The organism is Mesorhizobium sp. M7A.F.Ca.ET.027.03.2.1 (genome assembly GCF_003999175.1).
Taxonomy (GTDB): domain Bacteria; phylum Pseudomonadota; class Alphaproteobacteria; order Rhizobiales; family Rhizobiaceae; genus Mesorhizobium.
The window spans coordinates 1-10,910 of sequence record NZ_RZOM01000077.1 but is presented as its reverse complement, the minus strand read 5'-3'; the positions used below and the strand labels follow the sequence as shown (position 1 = coordinate 10,910).

Here is a 10,910-nt window from a genome sequence, read left to right as displayed (position 1 = left end):
GATGAAAACATAGAGGCCGTACTCGGCCAGCAGATGCAGCCCGACCAGCAGCGAGCCGCCGCAGATGGCGAGCCGCAATTGCGGCAGCACGACCCGCCAGAACACGCGCCGGGGCCCAAGGCCGAGTGCGGCGGCGGCGTCTTCCAGGGCGGGATCGAGACGGCGCAATGCCGCCGACACCGGCAGATACAGGAACGGGAAATAGGCGATAACGGAAACCAGCACGCCGGCCCACAGGCCGTGCAGTCCCGGCACCATGGTGATCCAGGCGTAGCTGTGCACGAAAGCCGGGATGGCGAGCGGCGCCACGCACAGCCAGGACCAGAGCCGGGCACCCGGCAGGTCGCTGCGCTCGGTCAGCCAGGCAAGCGCAACCGACAGCACGATGGTGATCGGCACCGAGAGCGCGACCAGCAGGACAGTGTTGACCAGAAGCTCGCCGACACGCGGCCGGAAGACCAGCGCCGCGACGGTTTCCCAGCCGGTCTGCACCGCGATCCAGACGATGAAGGCGAGCGGCACCAGCGCCAGCAGCGCAACGAAGATGGCGGCGAGGACCAGCCAAAGCGGTGCGCGTCGCCGGGCCCTTCGGCCTGTGCCCGAAGGCAGGCCCGAACGCGCGAAATCGACCGCGGACTGCATCAGGTCAGACGCCGTGCCGTTGCCGTCCAGCGGCAGCAATTGAAGGACCGCGATCGCGGTCGGGAACACAGCGTGTCGTCATCGACGAATGCCATCTCGAAAAACAAAATCACTCCCGCGGAAGGCGAATTCCCGCGGGAGCGTGGTCGGTTGTCCTTTTAGGAGGAATGGCAACTAAAGCAAGCCGGCCGCCGTCATCAGGTCGGTGACCTTCTTGGAGTTCAGCGTCGTGGCGTCGACCTTCGGCGCCTGCAGATCGGCGAGCGGCACCAGCTTCGGGTTGGAGTCCGCACCCTTGCCGACCGCGTACTCGAAGGAATCGCCGGTTTTCAGCACGTCCTGGCCGCCCTTGCCGGTCAGCCATTTCAGGAAGGCCTGGGCTTCCTTGGGATGCTTGCTCGAAGCCAGCACGCCGCCGCCGGAGATCGAGACGAAGGCGCCCGGATCCTGGTTCTTGAAATAGTGCAGCTCGACATTTTTGCTGTTTTCGCCGGTCTTGGCCTGATCGCCGAAGTAGTAATAGTGATAGATCACGCCGCCTTCGATCTCGCCGGCATTGACCGCCTTCATCACCGTGCTGTTGCCCTTGTAGGCGGTGAAATTGGTTTTCATCGCCTTCAGCCAGTCGGCGGTAGCGGCTTCGCCCTTGAGCTGGAGCAGGGCGCTGACGATGGCCTGGAAATCGGCGCCTGACGGGGAGGCGGCCCAACGGCCCTTCCAGCTCGGATCGGCGAGGTCCAGCATCGATTTGGGCAGTTGGTCGGCGGTCAGCTTGGTCTTGTTGTAGGCAAAGACCGTGCTGCGCGCGGCAACGCCGACCCATTTGCCGCTGGCCGGCTGATAGTCCTGCGGAACCTGCGCCAGCGTGTCGGCGTCGACCGGCGCGAACAGGCCGGCGCTTTCGACCAGCACCATGGCCGGCGAGTTTTCGGTCAGGAACACGTCGGCCGGCGAAGCAGCGCCCTCGGCGACGATCTGGTTGGAGAAGTCGCTGTCGCCGCCATTGCGCACGGTGACCTTGATGCCCGTTTCCTTGGTGAAGCCTTCGGCCCACGCCTTGGTCAGGCTTTCGTGCTGAGCGTTGTAGACAATGATGCCGGCATCTTCCGCCTTTGCCGGACCGGCGACGAGGCTGATTGCCAGCGCGGTGGCGCCGGCGAGAGTGGAAAGAGCGTATTTCATGGCATTGTCCTCGATTTCGGGGCTTTGGTCTGTCACGGCTGCACCTATCGATACCTGACAGCAGTAGTCAACATTGTCGATGTGCTTCAATCGGTCGCTGACGTGCAAAGGTCGGTGCCGGACGGACAATTCCGCGTGATGCTCCCGGTTCGGCGGTGCCGCAAACTTTCGTGATTTGCCGACAGTTTGGCTTGGACATTATTTCGCCGGCCACGTAACAAATCAGCGCCGAGACGCGAAATTCGGGGGAGTGAACTCTTGTGAGCGGCAAGGACGAGGCCGAACTTTCCCGGCTGATGCGGGCCGCGATCGCGGGAGATGAAAGGGCTTACGCCGACTTTCTGCACCGGATTGCCGCGCTGGTTCGCGGTTTTGCCAGGCGCAAGATCGTGCAGGGCGGGGTCGATCCCGAGGATGTCGTGCAGGAAACCTTGCTGGCCATTCATGTAAAACGGCATACCTGGCGTCAGGATGCGCCGGTTTTGCCGTGGATTTACGCGATCGCCCGCTTCAAGCTGATCGATGCGTTCCGGCGGCGCGGACGGCGCATCGAGATCGACGTCGACGATATCGCCGAGACGTTCGCCGAGCCGGAAACCGAGACCGTCAGCGAGCGCGACATCAACCGGGCATTGGACAGCCTGTCGCCGGCACAGCGCTCCGTGGTCTCGGCCGTGTCGGTGGAAGGTCGCTCGATCGGAGAGACGGCGGCAAAATTCGGCATCAGCGAGACGGCGGTGCGTGTGTCGCTGCATCGCGGACTTGCCGCGATAGCCAAGCGATTCGGGCAGGGGCGGTTCGGGCGGGAATGACATGAGGACGGACGATCTCATCAAGGCGCTGGACGCCGATGCAAGCAGCAAGGCGATGCCGTTGCAATCTGCCTGGTGGATGGCCGCAGGCGCGGCAGCGGTGATCGCGGCCGTGGTTTTCCTGCTGACCATCGGCCCGCGCCCGGACTTCATGGCAGCCGCGCACACGATGCGCTTTCTTTCCAAGTTCGTCTTCACCATCGTGCTTGCCGTCAGCGCTTTCGCCCTGATCCGCGCCTTGTCGACGCCGGGTGCCTCTACGGGCCGGGCGATGGCCTGGATGGCCGCGGCGCCAGTGCTGGTAGCCGTGGCGGTGCTTCTGGAGCTTTTCATGGTGCCGGAGGCGCTGTGGGGAACCAAAATGGTCGGCTCCAACATGATGATCTGCATGGGCTTCATCCCGTTGATCGGCCTCGGTCCGCTTGCCATTTTCCTGTGGATGCTGCGCTACGGGGCGCCGACACGGCCGGTGCTTGCCGGTTCGGTGGCGGGCCTGCTCGCTGGCGGGCTGGCGGCAACCTTCTATGCCGCCCACTGCTTCGACGACTCGCCGCTTTTCGTCGCCACCTGGTACACGATAGCCATCGCAGCGCTCGCATTGCTCGGCGCGCTTGGCGGACGGTTTTTCGTGCGCTGGTAACGTTGCGCCACGCTCGCCCGCTCGCGCATACCGATCCTTAATCATGCCGGCAATTGTTTGCCGGTTAGCAGCCGCGCCGTTATCTCGGCGCAACCTTTCCTTAAAATCGATCCGCGAAGGTTGGTGCGAGAACATGCGTTTGCGCACGGGGGTGGCACGTATCGTGATGTGGCGAGCATTGACCAGCCGAAAATCTCTTGGGCATGCAGGGCTGGCGTTGCTCGTCGCCGGCCTGGGCGTGCTGGCGACCTCGATCGTGCTGTCGCGCCTGGATTTCGGCACCGAAGCCTTGAAACTCTGTCTGCAGATCGCTGTGGCGGTGGCGGTGGGCGCGCTGTTCCTCGCCGCCCTGTCCATCCGCAGGATCAGCAGGGATCGCCAGCAGATCGCCGAGAGCGAGCTGCGCTTCCGCCGCGCCATGGAGGATTCGGCGATCGGTATCGTGGTTGTCGGTCTTGACGGGCGCATCCGCCAGACCAATCCGGCCTTCGCCGCCATGCTTGGCTACACGAGCGAAGAGATCGAGGCGCTGACTTTCTTCCAGATCACGCATCCCGACGATCTGCTGATCGGGCGGGAGACGATGGACGATCTGAAGGCGGGCACGGTCAATTCCTTCCACTTCGAGAAGCGCTATCTCAGGAAGGACGGAACGCCCGTCTGGGCCCATCTTGCCGGTTCGGTCATTCGCGATGAGACCAGCGGCCGCCCGCTCTATCTCGTCTCGCAAATCGAGAACATCGACGCGCGCAAGCAGGCCGAGGCGCGCATTGCCGAAGCGGAGACGCGTTGGAATTTCGCGCTCGCCGGTGCCGGCCAAGGGGTCTGGGACCTCGACATGCGCAAGGGCGGCACGACCTATTCCTCGACCTGGGTCAAGATGCTGGGCTATGCGGATGGCGAGCTCGATGGCGACACCGACCGCTGGCTGACGATGATCCACCCTGACGATCGCGAGACTGTCGCCGAAGCCGATCGCGCCCATCTCGAGGGCAAGACGCCGTTCTTTGAGGCCGAGTTCAGGATGCGCCACAAGGATGGCCATTGGATGTGGATACTCGACCGCGGCAAGGCCATCGAGCGCGACGAGGACGGACGGCTGATCAGGGCCATTGGCAGCCTGACCGACATCACCCGTCGCAAGGAGGCCGAAGAGCGCCTCACTGTGTCGGCCGCAATGCTTGCCGATGAGAAGGAGCGGCTGAGGGTGACGCTGCAATCGATCGGCGATGCCGTCATCTGCACCGATGCCGCAAACCGCGTCACCTTCATGAACCCGGTTGCCGAAAAGCTGACCGGGATTGCCGGCGGCGAGGCTCTCGGCAAGATGCTTGGCCATGTCTACTGGGCGGTCGACGAGGAGACGGGGCACAGGATCGGCGTGACCCGGCCGGCGGTTGGCGTTCCTGCGCCCGCCGACCAGAACAGCCGCGCCGTCCTTATCCGGCGCGACGACACGCGCTGCAGCATCCGCCAGGTGGTGTCGCCGATCGTCAACGAACGGAACGAATTCTGCGGGCTGGTCATCGTCTTCCAGGACTTTACCGATGCGCGCGCGCTGCAGCGCCAACTGGCACACGCCGCGGCACACGATGCGCTGACCGGCCTTGCCAACCGCTCCAGCTTCATCCGCGCCATGGAGGGCCTGGTCGGCCAGGCGCGCAAGGACGGCACCTCCGGCAAAGGCACCGGGCACCAGTTCATGTTCATCGATCTCGATCACTTCAAACTGGTCAACGATACGGGCGGCCACGCGGCGGGAGACGCGCTGCTGAAGCGAGTTGCCGAGGCTGTTCGCGGGGTGCTTGGTCCAGACGATATCGTCGCTCGCCTCGGCGGCGACGAATTCGCTGTCATTCTGAAATCGGGTTCGGCAGCCGGCGCCAAGATCGCCGCGCGCTCCATCATCGATGCGATACGCAGCCTGGACTTCACCTGGGACGGCCGTCCTCACGTGATCGGCGCCAGCATCGGGCTGGCCGCGATCAACGCCAATTGCGGCGAGGTCGACGAGATCATCGCGCGAGCCGACGCCGCATGCTACGCGGCCAAGGCGGCCGGCCGTGGTTGCGTCTGCGTGGCGCCGGACGCCCAGATCGTGGATGGCCGGACAGAGCCGCTGGCCGCGGCCTCCTGATCGAGCCTGTCACCGCTCATCCGAAAGGCTTGTCCCTGATTTGCGGCGACGATCCGCTCAGCGCGTCGGAACCGGATGCTCGCCACGATAGTCGTAGAAGCCGCGCCCGGTCTTGCGGCCGAGCCAGCCGGCCTCGACATATTTTACCAGCAGCGGGCAAGGGCGGTATTTCGAGTCCGACAGGCCGTCATGCAGCACCTGCATGATGGACAGGCATGTATCGAGCCCGATGAAGTCAGCCAGCTGCAGCGGCCCCATCGGATGGTTGGCGCCGAGCCGCATGGCGGTGTCGATGGCATCGACCGAGCCGACACCCTCATAGAGCGTGTAGATCGCCTCGTTGATCATCGGCAGCAGGATGCGGTTGACGATGAAGGCCGGAAAATCCTCCGAGACCGTGATCGTCTTGTCGAGTTGCTTCACATAGGTCTTGGCTGCCTCGAAGGTCTGGTCCTCGGTGGCGATGCCGCGTACCAGCTCGACCAGCTTCATCAGCGGCACCGGATTCATGAAATGTATGCCGATGAACCGCTCCGGCCGGTCGGTCTGCGCGGCAAGCCGCGTGATCGAGATCGACGAGGTGTTGGTCGCCAGGATGGCTTCGGGATTGAGCTGCGGACAGAGCTGGGCGTAGATCTTGCGCTTGACCGTCTCGTCCTCGGTCGCCGCCTCGATGACCAGATCGGCGCCGGCAAGATCGGCCATCGCCGGGGCGGCCGAAATGCGGCCCATCGCCTCGTTGCGAACCTTTTCGTCGAGCTTGCCGGACCCCACCTGGCGGGCCATGTTGCCGCTGATTGTGGCTATGCCTTTCTCGATGCGGTCGGGCGAAATATCGTAGATCAGCACCTTGTAGCCCGAAAGCGCGGAGACATGGGCGATGCCGCCGCCCATCTGGCCCGCGCCGATGATGCCGATCGTCTCGATCTTGCTCATTACACCGATCCCGTTCGGAGCCCTTCCGCATGAAATGCGAAAGCGCTCCACCTTTTTGTTTTATCGCAATTCCGGACGCAAAACCGCTGCGCACTTTTGCTGGAATTGCTTTTGGCCTTTGTGGCCTGGTTTTTGTGCAGTGCAAACTAAAAGGGCGGGGCGACTTCGTCTACCCCACCCTCACCATTTAATACGCTTTGGCAGAAAGCGTCAAAGCGCCTTTTGCAGCTCCGGCAGAATGACGAAGAGATCGCCGACGAGGCCGTAGTCGGCAACCTGGAAAATCGGCGCCTCCTCGTCCTTGTTGATGGCGACGATGACCTTCGAATCCTTCATACCGGCGAGGTGCTGGATGGCACCGGAGATGCCCACCGCAATGTAGAGATCGGGGGCGACGACCTTGCCGGTCTGGCCGACCTGCCAGTCGTTCGGCGCATAGCCGGCATCGACCGCGGCGCGGGAGGCGCCGACGGCGGCACCGAGCTTGTCGGCGACCGGCAGGATGACCTCCTGGAACTTCTCCGCCGAACCCAGCGCACGACCACCCGAGATGATGATCTTGGCCGAGGTCAGTTCCGGACGGTCGGTCTCGGAAAGCTTGTTCTCGACGAAGGTGGACAGGCCGGGATTGGCTGCCGCCTTGACGGACTCGACCGCCGCCGAGCCGCCCTCGGGGGCTGCCTGGAAGGAGGCGGTGCGCACCGTGATCACCTTCTTGGCGTCGCTCGACTGCACCGTCTGGATGGCGTTGCCGGCATAGATCGGCCGCTTGAAGGTGTCGGGCGATACGACTTCGATGATCTCGGACACCTGTGCGACATCGAGCAGCGCTGCCACGCGCGGCGCGACATTCTTGCCCGACGAGGTCGCCGGCGCGATGATGGTGTCGTAGGCGCCCGCCAGCGACACAATGAGCGCTGCCGTCGGTTCGGCCAGGCGCTCGGCAAGCTCGTCGGCTTCCGCCAACAGCACCTTGCTCACGCCCTTGAGCTTGGCGGCAGCGTCGGCTGCCGGCTTGGCGCCCTTGCCGGCAACCAGCACATGCACGTCCGAGCCGATCTGCAGGGCGGCCGACAGCGCCTTGGCGGTCTGATCGGAAAGCGTTGCGTTGTCGTGTTCCGCGATGAGGAGAATAGCCATTTTTCTGTTCCTTTCCCGATCGCTTACAGCACGCCGGCTTCGTTCTTCAGCTTGTCGACCAGCTCAGCGACGCTCTTGACCTTGACGCCTGCCTTGCGGCCGCTCGGCTCCTCGGTCTTGATGACCTTCAGCCGCGGCTTGACGTCGGCGCCGTAGTCGGCCGGGGTCTTCTCGTCGAGCTGCTTCTTCTTGGCCTTCATGATGTTGGGCAGCGAAGCATAGCGCGGCTGGTTGAGGCGAAGGTCGGCGGTGACGATCACCGGCATCTTCAGTTCCACGGTCTGCAGGCCGCCATCGACTTCGCGCGTCACCTTGGCCTTGTCGCCGTCGAGCACGATCTTGGAAGCGAAGGTGCCCTGCGCCCAGCCAAGCAGTGCCGCCAGCATCTGGCCGGTCTGGTTCGAATCGTCGTCGATCGCCTGCTTGCCGAGAATGACGAGGCCGGGCTGCTCGGCGTCGACGACGCCCTTCAGCACCTTGGCGACGCCGAGCGGCTCGGTTTGTTCATCGGTCTTGACCAGGATGGCGCGGTCGGCACCCATGGCGAGTGCGGTACGCAGGGTTTCCTGCGCCTGCTGCGGGCCGATCGAGACGACGACGATTTCTTCCGCCTTGCCGGCTTCTTTCAGCCGGATCGCCTCTTCCACCGCGATCTCGTCGAATGGGTTCATCGCCATCTTGACGTTGGCGAGCTCCACCGCCGAACCGTCAGCCTTCACGCGAACCTTGACGTTCGCATCCACAACCCGCTTCACGGGCACAAGGATCTTCATTTGCCTGTCACCTCTTCACGCTAGTTGGGCGCGCTATAACAGCCTGCGCCCGTTCTGAGTTGTCGAAAGCCGACATTCCTGACTGAATTCCGGCCGGATGGAATTCTGGCCGGATGGAATTCTGGCCGGATGGAAATTCTGGTCTTGCCCGCCTTAGGTTGCGGCGGAGACGTTTCCGTAGTTGCGGCAACCCTGCACGTCAATACGCTGCAAGCGGCTCAAATCGGTTCAGTCCGAACTGGAAGCGTTTCCGCGCCCCCAGCGCGGCGTTGCGGCGGGCGGCTCAGGCGCCAATGGTTCAACCGTGGCCTGCGGCTGGTTGGGAGCGGCGGGCGCGACGTCCTCGTCGGCGCCGGCAAATAGCGGCACGCCGCGGCTGCGCAAGACGAGCACCAGCACGGCTCCGGCAATGATGCCGCCGATATGGCAGGCCCAGGAGATCTGGTCCTCGCCGCCGGCGGCAAACATCACCACCTGGAACAGCACCCACAGGATGAGCGGGATGAAGGCCGGAATCCGCAGCGGTATGCGGGCGAAGGCCAGCACCCAGACCTTCACCCTGGGATAAAGGATCAGATAGGCGACGACCACCCCGGCAATGGCGCCGGAGGCACCGATCAGCGGCGCCTGTGAATCCCAGGCGACGAGGCCCTGGAAGGCGGCGCCGGCAATGGCGCACAACAGATAGAAGATGAGGTAGCGGATGTGGCCCAGCGCATCCTCGACATTGTCGCCGAACACCCACAGGAACAGCATATTGCCGCCGAGGTGGAAGATGTCTGCATGGAGGAACGAATAGGTGAGGTAGCTCAGGCTTTCGGGGATGACGATGAAACGGGGATCGAGCTCGGCGGTGTCATGGACGACCGACGGGATGAAGCCCAGGCCAAGGACGGCGGCATTGGAGAAACTCTCGCCGCCGAGCGCGGTGGCGAGGTAGACCAGGGCGTTGACCACGATCAGCCCGATCGTCACATATTGCAGGCGGATGTGGCGCAGCCTGTTGGTGTCGTAAAGCGGGATGAACATGCCCCAGGCCCTCTTCCGCTTTCGACAATCAGCGGTTCTTGCCGGGAACCCATAGCACGTCGGCGTTTCCGTTGTCATTGACCGCCCGGGCGGCGACAAACAGGAAATCCGAGACGCGGTTGATGTATTTCAGACCGTCGCGGTTGACGTGTTCGCTGGGGTTCTGGGCCAGTGCCACCATCAGCCTTTCGGCTCGCCTTGCCACGGTGCGGGCAAGGTGAAGTGCCGCCGCTGCCGGCGTGCCGCCATTGAGCACAAAGGATTTGAGCGGCTGAAGCTCCTTGTTGAGAAGATCGATGTCCTTCTCGACGCGGTCGGTCTGCACGGCGACGATGCGAAGCGGCTCATAGCCGAGCGGCTTGCCATCGTCGGGGACGGCGAGATCGGCGCCGAGGTCGAACAGATCGTTCTGGATGCGGGAAAGCATGGCGTCGATCGCGGGATGGGCCGCGGCCGTGTGGACCCTGGCGATGCCGATGCAGGCATTGGCCTCGTCGACCGTGCCGTAGGCGTCCACTCGCAGGTCGGATTTCAGCCGCCGTTCGCCGGTGCCGAGACCCGTGGTGCCATCATCGCCGGTGCGGGTGTAGATCTTGTTGAGCTTGACCATTTCGCCTCCCCGGCCGCCGGCATCCTCACTTGCGGGTGAAATACACCGCCAGCAGGATCAGCACCAGCGCCACGGCCTGCAGCATGACGCGCGCCTGCATCAGCTTGTTCGAGGTGACGCCGGAGCCGCCGCGCATCATGTTGATGAGGCCGCGAACAAGCACGATCACCACGGCGACCATGACCAGAATGGCGAGAATGTTGAAGACGGTTGCCATCGTTTTGTTCCAGTTGTTTTGGCGTTCAGGCGCGTTTGGCCATCAGGCGGTAAAGCATCGATGCCGGCAGGATGCGTTTGAGCACCGCACCGATCCTGGCGGGCACTGTTACCACATAGTGCGGGCGTGGGCGCCGCGACAGAAGTGCATGGCGAAGCGCCGCATGAACCACTTCCGGCCCTGGTTTCAAGGCCGATTGGCTGCCGCCGGCTCGCAGCCGCTCGAGTTGCGCCGCATAGTCCACGCGGTGCACGGAATTCTCGTGGTCGATATTCCTGAGAAACCAAATGAGGCCGTTGCTGGCGATCTTCGATTTCACCGGCCCCGGCTCGATCAGCGAAACGTGGACGCCGCTGCCGGCCAGTTCCTGGCGCTGGCAGAGCATCAAGGCCTCCAGTGCATGCTTCGACGCGGAATAGGCGCCGCGAAAGCGCACCGGGACGAGGCCAAGGATCGACGAGCAGTGGATGATGCGGCCCTGACCCTGGCGGCGCATCACCGGCACCAGCCGGCGGGTCAAATCATGCCATCCGAAGAAATTCGCCTCGAACTGCTGCTTGAGCGCCGCAACGGGCAGATCCTCGACGGCGCCCGGCTGCGCATAGGCGCCATTGTTGAACAGGGCGTCGAGCCGGCCGCCCGTGCGATCGAGCACCGCAGTCACCAGCGCGGCGATGGAGTCGGGTTCGCAATAATCGAGATAGAAGGCCTCGATGCCATCGGCTTCGAGGGCGGCGATGTCCTGCGGCTTGCGCGCCGTTGCGAACACCCGCGAGCCTTCCGCCTTCAACG

12 protein-coding genes are annotated in these 10,910 nt (G+C 63.8%); 3 read left to right on the top strand and 9 right to left on the bottom strand.

What is annotated here, in order from left to right; translation table 11 throughout:
* Positions 1-642 (bottom strand): ABC transporter permease subunit (locus tag EN750_RS05825; RefSeq protein WP_189526058.1); only part of this gene is annotated, 642 nt, incomplete at its 3' end.
* A gap of 174 nt (positions 643-816) precedes the next feature.
* Positions 817-1,824: an iron ABC transporter substrate-binding protein gene (locus EN750_RS05820; protein WP_127395866.1), complete on the bottom strand. Its 1,008-nt coding sequence runs from the start codon at positions 1,822-1,824 to the stop codon at positions 817-819.
* A 260-nt stretch (positions 1,825-2,084) separates the two neighbouring features.
* Between EN750_RS05820 and EN750_RS05815 the strand changes: the two genes are divergently transcribed.
* The 3 genes from EN750_RS05815 to EN750_RS05805 all read left to right on the top strand — a co-directional run bounded on the left by EN750_RS05815 (position 2,085) and on the right by EN750_RS05805 (position 5,413).
* The gene (locus EN750_RS05815) at positions 2,085-2,636 is read left to right on the top strand and encodes a sigma-70 family RNA polymerase sigma factor (RefSeq protein WP_127379999.1); all 552 of its coding nucleotides are present in this window, start codon (positions 2,085-2,087) and stop codon (positions 2,634-2,636) included.
* 1 nt (position 2,637) lies between these two features.
* Positions 2,638-3,276, top strand: a complete 639-nt coding sequence (locus tag EN750_RS05810) for an NrsF family protein (protein WP_127395865.1) — start codon at positions 2,638-2,640, stop codon at positions 3,274-3,276.
* Between the two features lie 133 nt (positions 3,277-3,409).
* Positions 3,410-5,413, top strand: coding sequence for a PAS domain S-box protein (locus tag EN750_RS05805; RefSeq protein ID WP_127395864.1), 2,004 nt, complete (start codon positions 3,410-3,412; stop codon positions 5,411-5,413).
* A 57-nt stretch (positions 5,414-5,470) separates the two neighbouring features.
* Here EN750_RS05805 and EN750_RS05800 read toward each other — a convergent pair whose 3' ends face one another.
* The 7 genes from EN750_RS05800 to EN750_RS05770 all read right to left on the bottom strand — a co-directional run bounded on the left by EN750_RS05800 (position 5,471) and on the right by EN750_RS05770 (position 10,908).
* The gene (locus EN750_RS05800) at positions 5,471-6,349 is read right to left on the bottom strand and encodes a 3-hydroxybutyryl-CoA dehydrogenase (protein ID WP_127395863.1); all 879 of its coding nucleotides are present in this window, start codon (positions 6,347-6,349) and stop codon (positions 5,471-5,473) included.
* Positions 6,350-6,559: 210 nt separating this feature from the next.
* Complete coding sequence (locus tag EN750_RS05795) at positions 6,560-7,489, bottom strand: electron transfer flavoprotein subunit alpha/FixB family protein (RefSeq protein ID WP_027038145.1); 930 nt, start codon at positions 7,487-7,489, stop codon at positions 6,560-6,562.
* Positions 7,490-7,512: 23 nt separating this feature from the next.
* The gene (locus EN750_RS05790; RefSeq protein ID WP_127395862.1) at positions 7,513-8,262 is read right to left on the bottom strand and encodes an electron transfer flavoprotein subunit beta/FixA family protein; all 750 of its coding nucleotides are present in this window, start codon (positions 8,260-8,262) and stop codon (positions 7,513-7,515) included.
* Between the two features lie 228 nt (positions 8,263-8,490).
* Positions 8,491-9,291 (bottom strand): rhomboid family intramembrane serine protease, encoded by an 801-nt coding sequence (locus tag EN750_RS05785; RefSeq protein ID WP_127395861.1) that lies wholly within the window; start codon positions 9,289-9,291, stop codon positions 8,491-8,493.
* Positions 9,292-9,319: 28 nt separating this feature from the next.
* Positions 9,320-9,901: a cob(I)yrinic acid a,c-diamide adenosyltransferase gene (locus EN750_RS05780; protein WP_027038148.1), complete on the bottom strand. Its 582-nt coding sequence runs from the start codon at positions 9,899-9,901 to the stop codon at positions 9,320-9,322.
* 25 nt (positions 9,902-9,926) lie between these two features.
* Positions 9,927-10,118, bottom strand: a complete 192-nt coding sequence (locus EN750_RS05775; RefSeq protein ID WP_027038149.1) for a twin transmembrane helix small protein — start codon at positions 10,116-10,118, stop codon at positions 9,927-9,929.
* Between the two features lie 25 nt (positions 10,119-10,143).
* On the bottom strand, positions 10,144-10,908 hold the full coding sequence (locus EN750_RS05770; protein WP_245482630.1) for an SDR family oxidoreductase: 765 nt from the start codon (positions 10,906-10,908) through the stop codon (positions 10,144-10,146).
* Positions 10,909-10,910 lie beyond the last annotated feature (2 nt).

Excerpts from the sequence above, each read along its gene's own strand:
- EN750_RS05820 (WP_127395866.1), bottom strand. The coding sequence starts at position 1,824 with ATGAAATACGCTCTTTCCACTCTCGCCGGCGCCACCGCGCTGGCAATC.
- EN750_RS05810 (WP_127395865.1), top strand. The coding sequence starts at position 2,638 with ATGAGGACGGACGATCTCATCAAGGCGCTGGACGCCGATGCAAGCAGC.
- EN750_RS05805 (WP_127395864.1), top strand. The coding sequence starts at position 3,410 with ATGCGTTTGCGCACGGGGGTGGCACGTATCGTGATGTGGCGAGCATTG.
- EN750_RS05800 (WP_127395863.1), bottom strand. The coding sequence starts at position 6,349 with ATGAGCAAGATCGAGACGATCGGCATCATCGGCGCGGGCCAGATGGGC.
- EN750_RS05795 (WP_027038145.1), bottom strand. The coding sequence starts at position 7,489 with ATGGCTATTCTCCTCATCGCGGAACACGACAACGCAACGCTTTCCGAT.
- EN750_RS05790 (WP_127395862.1), bottom strand. The coding sequence starts at position 8,262 with ATGAAGATCCTTGTGCCCGTGAAGCGGGTTGTGGATGCGAACGTCAAG.
- EN750_RS05785 (WP_127395861.1), bottom strand. The coding sequence starts at position 9,291 with ATGTTCATCCCGCTTTACGACACCAACAGGCTGCGCCACATCCGCCTG.
- EN750_RS05780 (WP_027038148.1), bottom strand. The coding sequence starts at position 9,901 with ATGGTCAAGCTCAACAAGATCTACACCCGCACCGGCGATGATGGCACC.
- EN750_RS05775 (WP_027038149.1), bottom strand. The coding sequence starts at position 10,118 with ATGGCAACCGTCTTCAACATTCTCGCCATTCTGGTCATGGTCGCCGTG.